General features: G+C 34.0%; 17 protein-coding genes. 13 read left to right on the top strand and 4 right to left on the bottom strand.

All coding sequences use genetic code 11. From position 1 onward, the window contains the following. Nucleotides 1-194 precede the first annotated feature (194 nt). The 8 genes from ahrC (at nt 195) to CD155_RS05895 (ending at nt 9,121) form a co-directional block, all read left to right on the top strand. A complete protein-coding gene (gene ahrC, locus CD155_RS05930; protein WP_037541473.1) occupies nt 195-647 on the top strand; it encodes a transcriptional regulator AhrC/ArgR in 453 nt (150 codons plus the stop codon). A 15-nt stretch (nt 648-662) separates the two neighbouring features. Further along, on the top strand, nt 663-2,339 hold the full coding sequence (recN, locus tag CD155_RS05925; RefSeq protein ID WP_070872142.1) for a DNA repair protein RecN: 1,677 nt from the start codon (nt 663-665) through the stop codon (nt 2,337-2,339). A 276-nt stretch (nt 2,340-2,615) separates the two neighbouring features. Beyond that, complete coding sequence (lpdA, locus tag CD155_RS05920; RefSeq protein ID WP_103212796.1) at nt 2,616-4,037, top strand: dihydrolipoyl dehydrogenase; 1,422 nt, start codon at nt 2,616-2,618, stop codon at nt 4,035-4,037. Between the two features lie 14 nt (nt 4,038-4,051). Next, complete coding sequence (locus CD155_RS05915; RefSeq protein ID WP_103212795.1) at nt 4,052-5,050, top strand: thiamine pyrophosphate-dependent dehydrogenase E1 component subunit alpha; 999 nt, start codon at nt 4,052-4,054, stop codon at nt 5,048-5,050. Next, nucleotides 5,043-6,026 (top strand): alpha-ketoacid dehydrogenase subunit beta, encoded by a 984-nt coding sequence (locus CD155_RS05910; RefSeq protein ID WP_002443035.1) that lies wholly within the window; start codon nt 5,043-5,045, stop codon nt 6,024-6,026. Before CD155_RS05915 ends, CD155_RS05910 begins: the two co-directional genes overlap by 8 nt. A 12-nt stretch (nt 6,027-6,038) precedes the next feature. After that, complete coding sequence (locus CD155_RS05905; RefSeq protein ID WP_103212794.1) at nt 6,039-7,361, top strand: dihydrolipoamide acetyltransferase family protein; 1,323 nt, start codon at nt 6,039-6,041, stop codon at nt 7,359-7,361. A 330-nt stretch (nt 7,362-7,691) separates the two neighbouring features. Beyond that, nucleotides 7,692-8,129, top strand: coding sequence for a bacilliredoxin BrxB (gene brxB / locus CD155_RS05900; RefSeq protein WP_103212793.1), 438 nt, complete (start codon nt 7,692-7,694; stop codon nt 8,127-8,129). Nucleotides 8,130-8,143: 14 nt separating this feature from the next. Continuing rightward, nucleotides 8,144-9,121: an aromatic acid exporter family protein gene (locus CD155_RS05895; RefSeq protein ID WP_070872151.1), complete on the top strand. Its 978-nt coding sequence runs from the start codon at nt 8,144-8,146 to the stop codon at nt 9,119-9,121. A gap of 53 nt (nt 9,122-9,174) precedes the next feature. Here the strand turns inward: CD155_RS05895 and prli42 are convergent, their stop codons facing one another. Further along, nucleotides 9,175-9,270 (bottom strand): stressosome-associated protein Prli42, encoded by a 96-nt coding sequence (gene prli42 / locus CD155_RS12950; RefSeq protein ID WP_152333550.1) that lies wholly within the window; start codon nt 9,268-9,270, stop codon nt 9,175-9,177. 172 nt (nt 9,271-9,442) lie between these two features. On the opposite strand from prli42, the gene CD155_RS05890 reads away from it, so the two are divergent. The 4 genes from CD155_RS05890 to CD155_RS05875 all read left to right on the top strand — a co-directional run bounded on the left by CD155_RS05890 (nt 9,443) and on the right by CD155_RS05875 (nt 14,890). Next, nucleotides 9,443-10,567, top strand: a complete 1,125-nt coding sequence (locus tag CD155_RS05890; RefSeq protein ID WP_103212792.1) for a M20/M25/M40 family metallo-hydrolase — start codon at nt 9,443-9,445, stop codon at nt 10,565-10,567. A 78-nt stretch (nt 10,568-10,645) separates the two neighbouring features. Beyond that, nucleotides 10,646-12,052 carry an NADP-dependent phosphogluconate dehydrogenase gene (gene gnd / locus CD155_RS05885; RefSeq protein ID WP_070872155.1) on the top strand — a complete coding sequence of 469 codons (1,407 nt, stop codon included), beginning with the start codon at nt 10,646-10,648 and terminating at the stop codon, nt 12,050-12,052. 163 nt (nt 12,053-12,215) lie between these two features. Next, the gene (locus tag CD155_RS05880) at nt 12,216-13,232 is read left to right on the top strand and encodes a LacI family DNA-binding transcriptional regulator (RefSeq protein WP_256605092.1); all 1,017 of its coding nucleotides are present in this window, start codon (nt 12,216-12,218) and stop codon (nt 13,230-13,232) included. A 5-nt stretch (nt 13,233-13,237) separates the two neighbouring features. Continuing rightward, nucleotides 13,238-14,890 (top strand): glycoside hydrolase family 13 protein, encoded by a 1,653-nt coding sequence (locus tag CD155_RS05875; RefSeq protein WP_103212790.1) that lies wholly within the window; start codon nt 13,238-13,240, stop codon nt 14,888-14,890. Between the two features lie 187 nt (nt 14,891-15,077). Here CD155_RS05875 and CD155_RS05870 read toward each other — a convergent pair whose 3' ends face one another. Both CD155_RS05870 and zwf read right to left on the bottom strand, forming a co-directional pair. Next, on the bottom strand, nt 15,078-15,953 hold the full coding sequence (locus tag CD155_RS05870) for an AraC family transcriptional regulator (protein ID WP_172605824.1): 876 nt from the start codon (nt 15,951-15,953) through the stop codon (nt 15,078-15,080). A 250-nt stretch (nt 15,954-16,203) separates the two neighbouring features. Continuing rightward, a complete protein-coding gene (zwf, locus tag CD155_RS05865; protein ID WP_002443014.1) occupies nt 16,204-17,688 on the bottom strand; it encodes a glucose-6-phosphate dehydrogenase in 1,485 nt (494 codons plus the stop codon). Nucleotides 17,689-18,303: 615 nt separating this feature from the next. On the opposite strand from zwf, the gene rnz reads away from it, so the two are divergent. Beyond that, on the top strand, nt 18,304-19,224 hold the full coding sequence (gene rnz / locus CD155_RS05860; RefSeq protein WP_070831195.1) for a ribonuclease Z: 921 nt from the start codon (nt 18,304-18,306) through the stop codon (nt 19,222-19,224). Between the two features lie 55 nt (nt 19,225-19,279). Here rnz and proC read toward each other — a convergent pair whose 3' ends face one another. Continuing rightward, complete coding sequence (proC, locus tag CD155_RS05855; protein ID WP_070831199.1) at nt 19,280-20,095, bottom strand: pyrroline-5-carboxylate reductase; 816 nt, start codon at nt 20,093-20,095, stop codon at nt 19,280-19,282. Nucleotides 20,096-20,257 lie beyond the last annotated feature (162 nt).

Below are 20,257 nucleotides of genomic sequence, written 5' to 3'. Positions count from 1 at the left end.
AAAAAATATTCATAAATTAATTTTTATACAAACGGCTGGACTTTACTTTTAAAAAGTTTAAATTTTACAATAAATACTGTTATCATGCCAAAGAAAAAATATAATAAAGTAATAGATAAATAGTGTTTAGTAGTAGTTATGAGATGCATGTGTTAAAATCATTGTATAAATATTCGTAACTAGAGGTGTTTATTGTGCCAAAAAAATCGGTTAGACATATAAAAATTAGAGAGATTATTTCAAACGAACAAATAGAGACACAAGATGAATTGGTAAAACGATTAAATGAGTATGATTTAAACGTGACACAAGCGACAGTTTCAAGAGATATTAAAGAATTACAATTAATCAAAGTTCCAGCACCATCAGGTCAATATGTATACAGTTTACCTAATGATAGAAAATATCATCCATTGGAGAAACTTGGAAGATACCTTATGGACTCCTTTGTTAATATTGAAGGAACTGGAAACTTACTTGTACTTAAAACACTTCCAGGTAACGCACAATCAATTGGAGCAATTTTAGACCAAATTGATTGGGAAGAAGTGCTTGGTACGATTTGCGGCGACGATACATGTTTACTCATCTGCCGTGATGAAGAAGCTAGTGAAGAGATTAAAACACGAATTTTCAATTTATTATAAGGATGCGATGAATTTATGTTACAAACCTTATCAATAAAGCAATTTGCGATTATAGATGAACTTGAAATTCATTTTTCAGATGGATTAACCGTGTTAAGTGGTGAAACTGGATCAGGTAAATCCATTATTATTGATGCAATAGGACAATTAATCGGTATGCGTGCATCTTCAGATTATGTGCGTCACGGCGAAAAGAAAGCCGTTATTGAAGGTATATTTGATATCGATGAAAGTAAAGATGCCATTTCAATTCTTGAAAATTTATCTATAGATGTGGATGAAGATTTTCTTCTAGTAAAAAGAGAGATATTTAGTTCAGGTAAAAGTATTTGTCGTATCAATAATCAAACTGTAACGCTTCAAGATTTGAGAAAGGTAATGCAAGAACTATTAGATATACACGGCCAACACGAAACGCAATCTTTGCTTAAACAAAAGTATCATCTTAAATTGTTGGATGATTATGCTGAAGATCAATATTCTAATTTGTTACATCAATATCAGGATGTTTTTTCAAAATATAAAGATAAAAGAAAAGAATTAGAAGAGTTGGAATCGGCAGACCAAGCATTATTACAACGACTTGATCTAATGAAATTTCAATTTGAAGAGCTTACTGAAGCTTCACTTAAAGAAGACGAAGTTGAACAACTCGAAACCGATATAAAACGCATTCAAAACTCTGAAAAGTTAAGTTTAGCTCTAAATAGTGCACATCAAGTACTTACTGACGAAAATGCAATTCCAGATCGATTATATGAATTGAGTAACCACTTACAATCTATTAATGATATTGTTCCAAAGAAATATGAAAAATTAAAAGAAGACGTTGATCAATTTTACTATATTCTTGAAGATGCAAAGCACGAAATTTACGACGAAATGGCTAACACTGAATTTGATGAACAAATACTTAACGACCTTGAATCTAGGATGAATCTTTTAAACAACCTTAAACGTAAGTATGGAAAAGATATATCTGAACTCATTGCATATCAAGGTAAATTAGAAGAGGAAATTAATAAAATTGAAAATTACGAACAAAGCACATCACAACTTAGAGAAGAAATCAGTCGACTTTATAAAGAAGTATTTGAAGTAGGCAAAGAACTTTCTAAAGAACGGAGACGTGTTGCAAGAGAATTACGCGACCATATTGTTTCAGAAATTCAAAATTTACAAATGAAAGATGCTAATTTAGAAATTTCATTCAAACCACTTGATGAACCTAATCAAGAAGGTATAGAATTTGTAGAATTTTTAATTAGTCCGAATAAAGGAGAACCTTTAAAAAGCTTGAACAAAATTGCTTCAGGTGGCGAATTATCTAGAATTATGCTTGCACTAAAAAGTATTTTTGTTAAATCACGCGGACAAACAGCGATACTATTTGATGAAGTCGATTCAGGCGTTTCTGGACAAGCGGCACAAAAAATGGCAGAAAAAATGAGAGATATTGCCGAATATATACAAGTCATTTGCATTTCTCACTTACCACAAGTTGCTTCAATGAGTGATCATCATCTTTTAATCAGTAAAGCTTCTAATGACGATAGAACAACAACCCAAGTTAAAGAATTATTAGAAGATGATAGAATTGACGAAGTCGCACGTATGATTTCAGGCGCTAGCGTCACTGAATTAACTAGAGAAAATGCTAAGGAAATGATTGCCCAAAATCATCAATCCTAAATGTCACAAGTTCTCAAATTTTAATTTTGAAAACAATATCCTAAAACAATTGTCATTAAGGATATTCAAAAATTTCATTATTTTTAAATGTATTAACAATGCAAATTGATGTAGAATAGGAAAGTATTATTTTTTATTAGCACCTTGATAGTTACATTTTATTAAATTTGTAAACGTATCAATGTCTAAATGAGCAAATCTATTAGGGGACTAAAATGCACTGGTGAGCAATTGTTCTTGCATATTTAGTCTTCTAAGTATTTAAGGAGTAAGACCATGTCAGAAAAACAATATGATTTAGTCGTCCTTGGTGGAGGCACTGCCGGATACGTTGCGGCTATTAGAGCTTCACAATTAGGCAAAAACGTTGCAATCGTTGAAAAATCTTTATTAGGTGGCACATGTTTGCATAACGGCTGTATACCTACTAAATCGTTATTAAAATCTGCTGAAGTACACCATACAATTAAGAATGCAACATCATTCGGTATTGATGTAAATGATTTTAATATTAATTTTGAAAACATTTTAAAACGTAAAGATGCCATTGTAAGTCAAATGTATCAAGGTGTTAATCAATTAATGCAACACCATCATATTGACGTTTATAACGGCACAGGCAGAATACTTGGAACATCAATTTTTTCTCCTCAGAGCGGAACAATCTCTGTAGAATATGACGATGGCGAATCTGACTTAATACCAAATCAGTTTGTACTTATCGCTACAGGTTCCACGCCTAAGTCGTTACCTTTTATTGATTTTGATCATGAACGTATTCTATCGAGTGATGATATTTTAGCATTACAAGAACTACCTGAACATTTAGCTATTATAGGCGGGGGAGTCATCGGTTTAGAATTTGCATCTCTCTTAAATGATTTAGGAACAAAAGTAACAGTGATTGAAGCAAACGAACGTATATTGCCAACTGAAAGTAAGCAAATCGCATCCACATTGAAGAACGAATTAACACAACGTGGCGTGACATTCCATGAAGATGTTCAACTCGATGAAAATAGTATTCAAAAAGACGATGATGGTGTTACAATTCATTTTGGAGATAATCAAATCCATGTAGAGAAAGTTTTAATATCTATAGGTCGACAACCCAATACACACGATATTGGATTAAACAACACTAAAATTAAAACAAACGAAGCTGGTCATATTCTTACAAATGAATTTCAACAAACGGAAGATAAACATATCTATGCTGCTGGCGATTGCATAGGTAAACTTCAACTTGCGCACGTTGGCTCTAAAGAAAGTATGGCAGCAGTAGAGCACATGTTTGAAGGGTCACCTATACCTGTTGATTATGACCTGGTACCAAAATGTGTATATACGTATCCAGAAGTTGCCTCTATAGGTAAGAATTTAGAACAAGCTAAAGCTCAAAATATTAAAGCACGTGCTTATAAAGTACCATTCAAAGCTATTGGTAAAGCAATGATAGACGATATTGGCGAGCAAAAAGGCTTTTGTGAAATGATTATTAATCAAGAAACAGATGAAATTATTGGTCTTAATATGATTGGACCTCATGTAACGGAATTAATTAATGAAGTTTCATTGTTACAGTTTATGAATGGCTCTTCTTTAGAACTTGGTTTAACCACACATGCACATCCTTCTTTATCAGAAGTATTAATGGAACTAGGTCTAAAAGTAGAAGGTAGAGCGATTCACGTATAGTAGGAGGAAAAAAGATGATTGATTATAAGTCTGCAGGCCTTACAGAAGAAGACCTCAAGAATATGTATAAATGGATGGACTTAGGAAGAAAAGTAGACGAAAGATTATGGCTACTGAATCGCGCAGGCAAAATCCCCTTTGTAGTTAGCGGTCAAGGTCAAGAAGCAACTCAAATAGGCATGGCATACGCCATGAAAGAAGGAGACATTTCTTCACCATATTATCGAGATTTAGCGTTTGTTACATACATGGGTATTACGCCATTAGATACAATGCTCTCTGCATTTGGCAAACGAGATGATATCAACTCTGGTGGTAAACAAATGCCTTCTCATTTTAGTCATAGAGAAAAAGGAATCCTATCGCAAAGTTCACCAGTCGCAACACAAATTCCTCATTCTGTCGGTGCAGCACTAGCGTTAAAAATGGATAAAAAACAAAACATCGCTACTGCTACAGTAGGGGAAGGAAGTTCAAACCAAGGTGATTTCCATGAAGGACTTAACTTTGCTGGTGTACATGATTTACCTTTTATTTGCGTGATTATTAATAACAAATATGCCATTTCTGTGCCAGATTCTCTTCAATATGCAGCAGAAAATTTATCTGATCGTGCATTAGGATATGGTATGCACGGAGAACATGTCGATGGTAATGATCCTATTGCCGTTTATAAAGCAATGAAAGAAGCTAGAGAACGTGCGTTAAATGGTGAAGGCGCAACTTTAATAGAAGCTGTTACCTCTCGTATGACACCACACTCTTCAGATGACGATGATAAATATCGTACTCAAGAAGAACGTGACTCGTTAAAAGAAGGGGATTGCAATCTTAAATTCAAATCGTTTCTACTCGAAAATACCATTATCGATGAACAATGGTTATCTGAGTTAGAACAAGAACATAAAGATATCATTAATAAAGCAACTAAGACTGCTGAAGAAGCGCCATATCCTTCAACTGAAGAAGCATATGCATATGTCTATGAAGAAGGAGTGCAAGACAATGACTAAATTATCTTATTTAGAAGCCATTCGACAAGCTCATGATTTAGCTCTCGAAAAAGATAAAAACACATTTATTCTTGGAGAAGATGTCGGTAAAAAAGGTGGCGTTTTCGGCGTAACACAAGGTTTACAAAGTAAATATGGAATTGAACGCGTGATTGATACACCACTCGCAGAATCTAACATTATTGGAACTGCTATAGGTGCTGCGATGATAGGTAAACGTCCTATTGCTGAAATTCAATTTGCTGATTTTATTTTACCGGCAACGAACCAAATTATTAGTGAAGCCGCTAAAATGAGATATCGTTCTAATAATGATTGGGGTTGTCCTATTACAATAAGAGCACCATTTGGTGGTGGCGTGCACGGTGGATTATATCACTCACAAAGTATTGAAAGCATTTTTGCTTCTACGCCTGGTTTAACAATTGTTATTCCTTCTTCACCATATGATGCTAAAGGCCTTTTATTATCATCGATTGAATCTAATGATCCAGTATTATATTTTGAACATAAAAAGGCATACAGATTCTTAAAAGAAGAAGTTCCTGAAGCATATTACACAGTGCCACTAGGTAAGGCCGATGTTAAAAGACAAGGTGATGACATAACAGTATTCTGTTATGGTTTAATGGTTAACTACTGTTTACAAGCGGCTGATATTTTAGCAGAAGATGGTATTAATGTGGAAGTAGTAGACTTAAGAACCGTCTATCCACTTGATAAAGAAACGATTATTGAACGCGCAAGTAAAACAGGTAAAGTCCTTTTAGTAACAGAAGATAATCTAGAAGGTAGTGTAATGTCAGAAGTCTCAGCAATCATTGCTGAACATTGTCTATTTGATTTGGATGCGCCAATCATGCGATTAGCGGCACCTGACGTTCCATCTATGCCATTTTCACCTGTCCTCGAAAATGAAATTATGATGAGTCCTGAAAAAATACAAGATAAAATGCGAGAATTAGCGGAATTCTAAGGAGGGTGTCAATTGGAAATTAAAATGCCTAAATTAGGTGAAAGTGTACATGAAGGTACTATCGAACAATGGTTGGTTTCTGTTGGAGATGAAGTAGGCGAGTACGAGCCACTATGCGAAGTCATTACTGACAAAGTGACTGCCGAAGTTCCTTCTACAGTATCAGGTGTTGTAACTGAACTCATTGTAAATGAAGGCGAAACGGTGAATGTTGATGCTGTCATTTGTAAAATTGATACCGGTGAAGAAAAAGACGAATATGAACTAAGTCAAGCCGATGAATCTCAACCTGAAAATGATGGTGCACGTAACGAGGCGACACAAAGAAAGCAATCAAGTGATAATAAAGATCAAAAAGAAGAATCTTCTGTGAAACCGAAAAATAATGGTCGTTTCTCACCCGTTGTATTTAAGTTAGCATCTGAACACAATATCGATTTAACTCAAGTACAAGGTACTGGGTTCGAAGGACGTGTAACTAAAAAAGATATTCAACATGCCATTGAACATCCTGAAACAGTTAGCCGCTCAAACGAAACTGAAACTAACAACGAAGAGAAAAATAGCAGTACTCAATTTTCAAACGAAACAACGCATCAATCACGAAGTCAAAACAATCAAAGCCCAACATATAATCAAGGTAGTACAATTCCAGTTAAAGGCGTACGTAAAGCTATCGCTCAAAATATGGTGACAAGTGTGACTGAGATACCACACGGTTGGATGATGATTGAAGCAGATGCTACAAATTTAGTTAAAACAAGAAACCATCACAAAAATGCATTCAAGCAAAATGAAGGCTATAATTTAACATTCTTCGCTTTCTTCGTTAAAGCAGTTGCAGATGCATTGAAAGCAAATCCTTTACTCAATAGTACATGGCAAGGCGAAGAAATCGTTATTCATAAAGATATTAATATATCCATCGCGGTTGCAGATAAAGACAAGTTATATGTTCCAGTCATCAAACACGCTGATGAAAAATCTATCAAAGGCATTGCACGTGAAATCAACGATTTAGCTAACAAAGCACGTCATGGACAGCTTACGCAAAAAGATATGGAAGGCGGTACATTTACTGTCAATAACACAGGTTCGTTTGGTTCTGTATCTTCTATGGGTATTATTAACCATCCTCAAGCTGCGATATTACAAGTTGAGTCTGTGGTTAAAAAACCAGTTGTCATCGATGATATGATTGCAATTCGAAATATGGTTAACTTGTGTATTTCAATAGATCATCGAATCCTAGATGGACTACAAACTGGCCAATTTATGAACCATATTAAAAAACGTATTGAACAATACTCAATTGAAAACACTAATATTTATTAAGTAATTGCCTATAATGATAAATATTTAATAAGTATTTAATCTCAAATTAGGAAGTTTCTCCCAAAATAATAGTTCTAAGAGAATAAGACAAAAACGTTTAGGATTTAGGTAAAATCGAACTCGTTATGTCTAAGCCTCTTAGAACTTTTTATGTTTATATACATACTTCGTTCAACTTTTAATCATTAAGCATGTGATGACATTACATTGATTTAATATCAGTTTCGTACACACTAAAGAAATTCATCAATCAAGCTTGTTGAACAATGCACTTTTAATTAGTAGAATAAAAGAAGTTAAAATTAACAATGGAATGAAAGGTGACCTAATATGGATTTAAATTTTGATTTATATATGAACGGGGTTGTAGAACAAGCACGTAACGAAATTGAAAATGCTGGTTACGAACAATTAACAACTGCTGATGAAGTAGATAATGTATTAAAACAAGATGGCACATCATTAGTCATGGTTAACTCAGTTTGTGGTTGTGCTGGTGGTATTGCACGTCCATCTGCGACACATGCTTTACACTATGATAAATTACCGGACCGCTTAGTAACAGTTTTCGCTGGTCAAGATAAAGAAGCGACACAACAAGCAAGAGATTATTTCGAAGGTTATGCACCATCAAGCCCTTCTTTCGCTTTAGTTAAAGACGGTAAAATCACAGAAATGATTGAACGTCACCAAATCGAAGGTCATGATGTTATGGATGTTATCAATCAACTGCAAGGCTTATTCGATAAATATTGTGAAGAAAGATAAGAGGCAAGTAACCCATGTTAAAGTTAAATCCTTATAAGATTGGATTTAGAACTCTTAAAACCGCTGTGGGTATGACGCTCGGCGTCATCATTTGTAAACTACTAGGATTAGACAACTATGCTTCAAGTGCAATTTTAGTTGTGCTATGTATCAAACATACTAAAATGCATTCTGTTCAAGCTATTATTTCACGTTTAGTCTCATGTTTATTAATTTTGTTTTTAGGCGCTGCTATATTTAGTTTATTAGGTCAACATGCATTAGTATTAGGACTCATTGTACTGTTATTTATACCTTTAACAGTTGTGCTTAACGCGCAAGAAGGTGTGATAACGAGTTGTGTTATCTTACTACACGTATTTAATGCTAAAGCAATTAATGGCCACCTCATTATTAATGAAATATTGTTATTAACAGTAGGATTAGGTATTGCGTTCATTATGAACCTTATGATGCCTAGTTTAGATAAAAAATTAAAACGATATAAAAACGATATCGAACATCAAATCACAGATGTATTTACGATATTTAGTAACGCTTGTTCTATACGTAAAGATCAATTAGATATAAAATTTGAAGCTTTATTATTTAATATTAAAAAGGCGAAATCATTAGCTTTTAGGGATGTTAAAAATCACTTTGTTAGAAATGAAAACTCTTATTATCACTATTTTGATATGAGAGAAGAGCAAGTTGAGTTATTAAAAAGAATGACCCATCTTATCGAAAGCATATCGACTGATGATCCTATACTTGGTAAAATATCTCAATTAATGACAGAGATTGGTAGCAACGTTAATAGTAACGATTATACAGCTTTGCGACTCCATTCGCTTTATGAGATTCGACTATCCCTCGACGAATTACCACTACCAACTACACACGAAGCATTAAATTCACGTGCTAATATTATTCAAATCTTGAATGAACTGGAAGAGTATTTGAATATTAAATCTCAATTTGGTTCTTTAAAACTGCATAGTGAAATATAAATTAAACCGTTACATTAAACTTTATCATTGAGTCTAATGTAACGGTTTTCTCATTAATTCATTATTGGTGCTAAACTTGTCAATAATAAGGCTAAAACGACTGCAACGAGCATGACAACAATAATGATACGTAAAACTTTGTTATTCAATTCTAAATTCCTCCACATATGGTCAAATCGCTTCTAAACATCAAACGCGATTCAAAATACGCTATTATAAAGTAACCATAAATGATTTATTTCTAAAAAGCAATCAATTTATTTTTGATAAACTTTAAAGTCAGTTAAAATAAGTTTATATACGAAAGGGGATTTTGCATTCATGATTAACAAAGAACGTATACTTAACACATTTCTAGAATTAGTGAAAATTGATTCAGAAACAGGCAATGAACAAACGATTCAACCTATCTTAAAAGATAAATTTGAAAGTTTAGGCTTACAAGTTGAAGAGGATCATGCTTCAAGTATAGAAGGTTTAGGCGCTAATAATTTAATATGTACATTACCAAGTAACATTTCAGATAAGAAAGTTCCGAAACTTTATTTTACGAGTCATATGGATACAGTCGTGCCAGGAATAAATATCAAGCCTCAAGTTAAAGATGACGGATACATTTATTCTGATGGAACAACGGTACTAGGCGCTGATGATAAAGGTGGATTAGCTGCTTTAATTGAAACGATTGAACAAATTAAAGAACGAGATTTACCTCATGGTCAAATTCAATTTGTCATCACTGTAGGTGAAGAGTCAGGATTAGTTGGAGCTAAAGCGTTAGATACTCAATTATTAGATGCCGACTTTGGTTATGCAGTCGATGCAAGTAAGGATGTAGGAACAACTGTAGTTGGCGCTCCTACTCAAATGAAGATTTACACAACCATTAAAGGTAAAACTGCGCATGCGAGTACGCCAACCAAAGGTGTTAGTGCGATTAATATTGCAGCTAAGGCTATTAGCAGAATGAAATTAGGTCAAATCGATGAATTAACTACAGCTAATATTGGGAAATTCCACGGTGGTTCGGCTACAAATATCGTTGCGGACGAAGTCATTCTTGAAGCTGAAGCACGTTCTCATAATGATGAAAGTATTCATACACAAGTCCAACATATGAAAGAAACCTTTGAAACGACAGCGAAAGAATTCGGTGGAGAAGCACATGTTGAAATCGAAACGAGCTATCCAGGATTTAAAGTTGAAGATGATGAGGACGTAACAAAATTTGCTAGAGCAAGTGCCGTTGCTTTAGGTCTTAAAGGGGACACTTGCATTGCTGGCGGTGGCTCTGATGGTAATATTATGAATAGATATGGTATTCCATCCGTCATATTAGGTGTAGGTTATGAAAACATCCACACAACATCTGAAAGAATTTCAACGAATGATTTATATATGCTAGCTAGTCAAATCTTAAAAATCATTGAACTTGTTACTGAGTAATACGGTCTTTTAGTAATTGTTAAGAGACGTTTTATGTTACAATATTATTGAAAATTTTGAACAAGAGAGGTAAGTAATATGACACAACAAATAGGAGTAGTAGGTTTAGCTGTAATGGGTAAAAACCTTGCTTGGAACATCGAATCACGTGGATATAGTGTTTCAGTTTATAACCGTTCAAGACAAAAAACAGATGAGATGGTTGAAGAATCACAAGGTAAACAAATCCATCCAACATACTCTTTAGAAGAATTTGTTAATTCTTTAGAAAAGCCCCGTAAAATCTTATTAATGGTTAAAGCTGGTCCTGCTACCGATGCAACAATTGATGGCTTATTACCTTTATTGGACGATGATGATATTTTAATCGATGGTGGTAACACTAATTATCAAGATACAATTCGACGCAATAAAGCTTTAGCTGAAAGTGGCGTGAATTTCATCGGAATGGGAGTATCCGGTGGTGAAGTAGGTGCATTAACTGGACCTTCATTAATGCCTGGTGGACAAGAAGATGCTTACCATAAAGTAAGTGATATCCTAGACGCTATTGCAGCTAAAGCTAAGGATGGCGCATCATGTGTCACATACATTGGACCAAACGGTGCAGGTCACTACGTTAAAATGGTACACAATGGTATTGAATATGCTGATATGCAATTAATTGCAGAAAGTTATGCAATGATGAAAGACTTATTAGGCATGTCACATGAAGAAATTTCTAAAACATTTAAAGAATGGAATGCTGGCGAGCTAGAAAGTTATCTTATCGAAATCACTGGCGATATCTTTACTAAGTTAGACGAAGATAACGAAGCACTAGTGGAGAAAATTCTTGATACTGCTGGTCAAAAAGGTACTGGAAAATGGACTTCAATTAATGCACTAGAATTAGGTATTCCATTAACAATTATTACTGAATCAGTATTTGCACGTTTCATTTCTTCAATTAAAGAAGAACGAGTAAATGCGTCAAAATCTTTAAATGGACCTAAAGCTTCATTTGATGGTAATAAAGAAGAATTTTTAGAAAAAATCCGCAAAGCTTTATATATGAGTAAAATTTGTTCTTACGCGCAAGGTTTTGCTCAAATGCGTAAAGCGAGTGAAGATCATGAATGGAACCTTAAACTTGGTGAATTAGCAATGATTTGGAGAGAAGGTTGTATCATCCGCGCTCAATTCTTACAAAAAATTAAAGACGCTTATGATAACAACTCAGAGTTACAAAACTTATTATTAGACCCTTACTTCAAAAACATTGTGACTGAATATCAAGATGCTTTACGTGATGTTGTTGCAACAGGTGTGAAAAACGGTGTTCCAACACCTGGTTTCTCAGCAAGCATTAATTACTATGATAGTTATCGTTCAGAAGACTTACCTGCAAACTTAATTCAAGCACAACGTGACTACTTCGGAGCTCACACTTACGAACGTAAAGATCGTGAAGGTGTATTCCATACTCAATGGGTTGAAGAATAATTAATATATGTGATTCAATAACTAGCCTTGCTCATTTAATGTTGAGTGAGGCTATTTTTTTAGCGATTTAACGCAAACGTTTGCACTTATCTCTGAAAGGAATTATTATAATAAATGTAAACGCTTTCTATTTTGGAAAAAGAGGTGATTTCTCACGGTAACAATTAAAGATGTCGCACAGGTTGCACAAGTATCTCCATCAACGGTTTCCAGAGTCATTCAGAATCACCCAAGCATTAGCGACAAAACTACTGCACACGTTAAAGCAATCATGACTGATTTAGGTTACATCCCAAATTTAACAGCACGCTCACTCATTACTAAAAAGACAAAAACAATTGGTATTATTTTAAAAAGCGCTTCTAAAGATATTCGACAAAATCCTTTTTATAGTGATGTATTACATGGAATCACACAACGATGTAACGAAGAAGGATACGCTATCAAAAGTACGATATCGACTTCAGAAGAAAGTCTTTTTCAAGAAGTACAAGGGATGATACATACGCATGCTGTAGATGGATTTATTTTACTTTTTTCTAAAAGTAATAATGTAGTTAAACAATTATTAATCGATGAAGACGTTCCGTTTGTGGTTATTGGTAAACCATTAGATGAAAAAGACCAATTTATCATACATATTGATAATGATAATGAAAAAGCAGGTCATGATTTATGTAGTTATCTATATCATAAAGGCCATCGTCACATTATTTTCATCAATGAATCAGGTCAATATGCTGTGACAGATGACAGGTCTACTGGTTTCCGCGATGAAGCGCGTCAAAGAGGTATAACTCACGAAATTTTAGAAACAGAAAATAATAGAGAAAGTATTCAAAATCTATTGCAAACATACTTTATGAAGAAAGAACTTTCAGTTAGACCAACAGCAATCATATCGTCTGATGGCGTCATTCACCATACAGTGTTAAGTGTGTTATATAACTTAAATATTCAAATACCTACTGATGTATGTACTGCAACATTCAATGATTCTCTACTAACTGAAATGGGAAGTCCTCCGCAAACAACTGTGAATATTCATCCTGTTGAACTTGGAAACAAATCAGGAGAGAAAATTATACAATTATTAAATCAACGTGAAGTATCTAAAGATAACGTATGGATTCCAACTACAATTATTGAACGCAAATCTACAAATAACATGAAGGAGTGATACAAGTGAATAAACAATGGCGGAAAGAAGCAGTCGCATATCAAGTTTATCCGAGAAGTTTTAATGATAGTAATGATGATGGTATTGGGGACTTACCAGGTGTGATTGAGAAATTAGATTATCTTAAAGATTTAGGTATAGATGTTATATGGTTAAGCCCGATGTACAAATCGCCTAACGATGATAATGGTTATGATATAAGTGATTATAAAGCGATTATGGATGAATTCGGAACAATGGAAGATTTCGATGAGCTATTATCGAAGACACATGAACGTGGTATGAAATTAATTTTAGATTTAGTTGTAAATCATACTTCCGATGAACATCCTTGGTTTATCGAATCTAAATCAAGTAAAGATAGTCCTAAACGAGATTGGTACATTTGGGAAGACCCAAAGGATGATGGCACAGAACCTAATAATTGGGAAAGCATTTTCAATGGATCAACTTGGGAATACGATAGCCATACAGGTCAATATTACTTCCACTTATTTAGTAAAAAGCAACCAGATTTAAATTGGAATAACCCTGATGTGCGTAATGCAGTCTTTGAAATGATGAACTGGTGGTTTGAAAAAGGTATTGACGGTTTCCGTGTCGATGCAATCACTCATATTAAGAAAACATTTGAAGCAGGTGACTTGCCTGTCCCAGAAGGTAAAACGTATGCACCAGCCTTTGATGTAGATATGAATCAACCAGGTATTCAAGACTGGCTACAAGAAATGAATGACAAATCTCTAAGTCAATACGATATTATGACAGTAGGTGAAGCGAATGGTGTAAATCCTGATAATGCTGAAGAATGGGTAGGAGAACATAAAGGTAAATTTAATATGATTTTTCAATTTAAGCATTTAGGATTGTGGAGTACTGGCGACACACAATTTGATGTGAAGTCGTATAAAGACGTTTTAAATCGTTGGCAGAAACGTTTAGAAGGCAAGGGTTGGAATGCCTTATTTATTGAGAATCATGACCAGCCTCGACGTGTGTCTACGTGGGGAGATGACCAACAATTTTGGTATGAATCTGCAACGAGTCATGCTGTCACATATTTTTCACAACAAGGAACACCGTTTATCTATCAAGGCCAAGAAATTGGTATGACAAATTATCCATTCGAAAGTATCGAAACATTCAATGATGTTGCAGTTAAAAATGAATATCAAATTGTTAAAGAACAGGGGGGAGATGTGAATCAACTCTTAGATAAGTATAAAATGGAAAATCGAGATAATTCTAGAACGCCTATGCAATGGAACGATTCAATGAATGGCGGTTTTACAAAGGGTACACCTTGGTTCCCTGTGAATCCAAATTATAAAACAATTAATGTCGAACAAGAGAGTAAAGATCCACATTCTGTACTTAATTTCTATAAAGCTTTAATCCAATTGAAGAAATCTGATGACATTTATACATATGGCCAGTTTGATTTAGTCGATGAAGAGAATCCTAACATTTTCGCATATACACGCACGTTAAATGATCGAACTATACTTGTCGTTGGTAATTTAACCGATCAAGTCAGTCAACTTAACGTTCCTTATCATTTGGAAAATGACAACCAAGTGAAGTTATACAACTATATCAATCACACTATCGACTTTAATCAAATACAACCATACGAGGCCTTTGTGGCAGAATTATAAAATATCAGTAAGCATAAGTATGGGCGAAATCATACGCAGATTCCCGTACAACAACAAATCGCTTCCACAAGTATCAACACATTCACTCATGGGAAACACCCCATACCATATTCCTCAACATAAAAAAGGAGTGGAGCAACGAAATTATATTCGTTGCTCCACTCTCTAACTTTTGTCATTTTCAAATTTAGTCTAGTTCTTCTAAATCATAAACTTCTTGTTTAATAGGCAACCACAATTGAATCTTAGTGAACGGGTCATTAAATGAAATATCAAGTGGATACACCTCAACATACAAACTGTTCCGTTCATACGGTAGCGTGAGTTGCAAACTTGATTCAATATAATACCACGCTTCATTCGTAGCGTAATCAATTTCACCTTGTAAATTAAATGTTGCATAATGTCTGCCTGGTAGTAATCTACTCTCTAAATGTGCTGGATAACGTTCACTTGGTACGCCTACAAATATCTCCAATCCTTCATCAAGAGGACAACTAACAACAAATAATTCATATGGACTTACATCGTTGTATCGTCTAAGTTCTTTAATATGACCTTCAACGAGTAAATCCTCTAAGAAATCCGGTACATTGAAAGGGTTTGATAAATGCTTTGTAGGAATAAACCTTGAATACCCAACTAGAGAAATATCCTCAGTTTCTTGAAGTCTATATGTATATGGTGCTCTCTCTGTCGTTGATAATTTAATATATAATCTCTCTTGAAATTTAAGCTCATCTTTTTTTGTTGAAGCTTGGATAGGTGAAATCCCATGAAAATCACTAAAATCATTCGCAAAGTCATTTGAATTCGCATAGCGATATTTTTTAGCTACATCCATTAAACGACTTGCGCCATGTATCACATCTGTAGCAGCTATCGTCATTCTCCGAGCACGTGCGTATTCCTCTGGTGATTGACCGACAATCATTTTGAAAGATTGATCCAAATGATACGGCGAAAGACCAACGTAATCACTAAGTTCTTGCAAATTAAACGGCTCTAATAGACGATCTTCAATATATACGATTGCCTGTTGTATTTGCTTGATAACGTCCAAAACTTTCACTCCAATTACTTTCAATCATAATCATTATTGTACATTATTTTTAACTAAGATACACCTTAAAGCTATAGTATTTTTAAAAATAAAAAAGTGAACGACAAAGGTCTATAAAGTTGAAGTGGCAAAGTAGTTATCAACCAACCATTCTAAATAGACCTATCATCATTCACAATATTGTTAATATGACATAATCATTATCATTAAAAAATGATTACGCCACTGAAATACTTATATTCAATACACTTTAATGAATATCGTCCCACCAGTGATTACCATCACGACTTAATAATAAATCACTTTCTAATGGACCGTTCGTACCTGATTCGTAGTTAGGGAAGCAAGGTTCGACCATTGTCCATTCGTCTTGAATAGCATCTACAAATTTCCATGTAGATTTTAATTCTTCCCAATGCGTAAAGTTTGTCGCATCACCTTTAAGGCAATCAAAGAGTAAATTCTCATATGCATCTACTGTGTTCATTTTATCTTGTGCACTCATCGCATAGGAAAGTTGCACAGGTTCAGTATCAATACCTTGAATATTCTTCTTCGCATTTAAATGTAATGACACACCCTCGTTAGGCTGAATATTAATAACTAGTAGGTTAGAATCTAATAATTTATCTGTTTCATAGTATAAATTCATTGGTACTTCTTTAAACTCAACAACGACTTGAATGGTTTTTGATTTCATACGTTTTCCCGTTCTAATATAAAAAGGAACGCCAGCCCATCTAAAGTTATCGATCGTAAGCTTACCTGATACAAATGTTGGTGTATTAGAATCTTCAGCTACACGATCTTCTTCACGATATGGTTTGACTTCTTTACCTTCAATGATTCCTTTATCATATTGACCGCGCACAAAATTCTTTCTTACTTCTTCAGGTTTTAATTGACGTAATGATTTAAGAACTTTAACTTTTTCTGCTCGGATATCTTCACTATTTAAACTAATAGGGGCTTCCATTGCTAATAAAGCAACCATTTGTAACATATGATTTTGTACCATATCTTTTAATGCACCACTAGATTCATAATATCCTCCGCGGTCTTCAACACCTAGCACTTCTGAAGATGTGACTTGGATATTTGAAATGTATTTATTATTCCATAACGGTTCAAACATCGCATTCGCAAAGCGAAGAACTTCAATGTTTTGTACCATATCTTTACCTAAATAATGATCGATACGATAAATTTCTTCCTCTTTAAATGAACGTCTAATTTGATTATTAAGTGATTCTGCAGATTTCAAATCACTACCGAAAGGCTTTTCAATGACTAAACGTTTGAAACCAGTCGTATTCGTTAGACCTGACGACTTTAAGAAATCAGAAATAACACCAAAGAATTGTGGTGCCATCGCTAAATAGAACAGGCGATTGCCTTGTAATCCAAATTCAGAATCTAATTGATTGCTAAATTTTAATAATGAATCATAGCTTTCCTCATCACTGACATCTGTTTTGTGGTAAAACACATGATTCATAAATTCATCAATTCTATTCGTATCTTCGACGTGCTTTTGAATTGATGATTTAACTTGATTGCGGAACTCATCATTTGAATAATCGCGACGACCTATACCGATAATCGCAATGTGCTCATCTAAATTGTCTTGTTGAAATAAATGAAATATAGAAGGGAATAACTTTCTGTGACTAAGGTCACCAGTGGCACCGAATATTGTTATTAAACAAGGGATGTGTTTACTTTTAGTACTCAAGATTAAAACCTCAATTCTTAAATAGATATATGATGAATGATGATTTACTCACCGATTTTACGATAGTATTTATGCTTTTATTTTTAATAAATATATCATCTTACTAGATTATTATATTATATGATAACCGTCACTTGTGGTCATCAAATTTGCTTGAAATTAAGCACAATTTATTTTTTTGAAAATGAACACACAAATTACTTCACATCATGAAACGAGAAATCAATAATCAAAGATAGAGGTTGGGACATAATCAATTGTCTCAACCTTCTTTAACGTATTGGCAGTAGATGTCTGAATTGAAAGTGCGCTTATATCAAGCTTCTTTCAATCCTAGCCATCCTTGCCGGCGGGGCCCCAACATAGAGAATTTCTTAAAAAGAAATTTTACAAACAATGCAAGTTGGGAGAGAGACAACGAAAATAATTTTGATAAATTATATTTCTGTCTCACTCCCTCATACCTTAACAATACAAATTAAATCTCCGAAATAGCAAGCATAAGGAACTAATAATTAAATAAAACGTATGAATAGAGATGATCCAACAAATAAATGACAGTTAAAAAATGATCGCAACATGTGATAGAATATATGAAGAAGAGGAGGATCATGCATGGAAGTTACATTTTTCGGTACGAGTGCAGGGCTACCGACTAAAGAGAGAAATACACAATCCATCGCTTTAAACTTAGAACCATATTCAAATTCAGTATGGTTATTTGATGTGGGCGAAGGAACGCAACACCAAATCTTACATCATTCTATTAAGTTAGGAAAGGTAGACCATATCTTTATCACTCATATGCATGGCGATCATATATTTGGTCTTCCTGGATTATTAACAAGTCGTTCTTTCCAAGGTGGGGAGAATAAACCGCTAACTTTAATCGGACCTAAAGGAATTCAAAATTACATAGAAACTTCTTTAAAATTATCCGAATCACATCTCAATTATCCAATTACGTACATCGAAATAAATCAACAATTTACATATCATCATGAAGGGTTTACGGTTAAAGCCGAATTGCTTAATCATGGTATCACGTCATACGGTTATCGTATTGAAGCACCCACAACACCAGGTACCATTGATGTGGAAGCATTAAAAGCGATAGGATTAGATCCTGGACCTAAATATCAAGAAGTTAAGGTTCAAGATACTTTCGAACATAACGGTTTAATGTATCAATCATCAGATTTCAAAGGTGCAGCCAAACCAGGTCCTGTCGTAGCAATATTCGGTGATACGAAACCTTGCGACAATGAATATATTTTAGCTAAAGATGCTGATGTCATGATTCATGAATCAACTTACATTGAAGGTGAAAAGACACTCGCCAACAACTATCACCACAGTCATATAGATGATGTATTCGACTTAATCAAGAATGCGAATGTAAGAAAAAGTTTAATCACACACATTAGTAATCGTTATAACATTGAAGAAGTTGAATCTATTTATGAAGCATTAAATAATCAATCAGATGTACCAAATTTTTATTTTGTTAAAGATTTTGATACTTATAAAATATAAAACAAACGCTTTTCTCATCAAACCTTTATAATAGAGAGAAAAGCGTTTTTCTAATTTATTCTGATTCTTTTTTAGATAATTCAACGCTTCGATTTACGGCTGCTCCTAAACAATCTTCAAACATAGATACAATATCATATTGAGATAGGGCATCTAATCCTGCTTGTGTCGTACCACCTTTAGACGTGATATTCTTTCTCAATTGTTCCATGCTTAAATCAGAACGTTCAATCATCTTACTTGTACCGATAATTAAATTACGTATCGATTCTTCAACTTGATCTCTTTCTAAACCTAATTCAGTACCCGCTTTAACATATTGTTCAAAAACGTGATATAAGAATGCTGGTCCGCTTCCTGTAATCGCTGTTACTTGATGTAAATGGTCTTCAGAAACTTCAATCACAGAACCAAATGCGTTAACCAATTCATTCACTTCGTCTTTTGATTTAGGACCAAAGTTGTTAGAGAAACTAATACCTGTAACAGAATGACCAACTTGTGCATTCGTGTTCGGCATAATACGTGCTAAAGGATTATTAGTATTCAACTGTTCTCTAATATAATCAATAGAAAGTCCTGCCATAATTGAAATAAAGCGATTGTCTTCTGTAATGTCATCTCTAATTCTTTCCGCTAAAGCTTCGAAATCGTGAGGTTTTGTTCCTAAAAATACATAATCCGCATCTTTTAACAATTCTGCATCATCATAGCTATAATTCACACCTAATCGTTCCGCAAAATCTTTTAAAGCTTGTTCATTTGATTTATTCGTTAAATAAATATCGTCAGCACCTAAATTACTTGAATTAATAATTCCAGTAAAAATAGCTTGTGCCATATTACCTGCACCATAAAATACAAGTTTCATTTTAACCACATCACCTTCGTCATTTTTGATTATTGTTTTATCTTGCCTTAAGATTATAAGTACATATTAACACATATCTTAATCAAGTAATATCTCACGTTCAAGCCCTGATATTACTTGATTTTTCTAATAAAAATTAGCGCAATAAACATGAATTAAACA

Origin of the sequence: Staphylococcus caprae (genome assembly GCF_002902725.1) — a bacterium.
GTDB classification, from domain to species: domain Bacteria; phylum Bacillota; class Bacilli; order Staphylococcales; family Staphylococcaceae; genus Staphylococcus; species Staphylococcus caprae.
The sequence above is the reverse complement of the archived record's forward strand: the minus strand, read 5'-3'. Positions and strand labels throughout refer to the sequence as shown.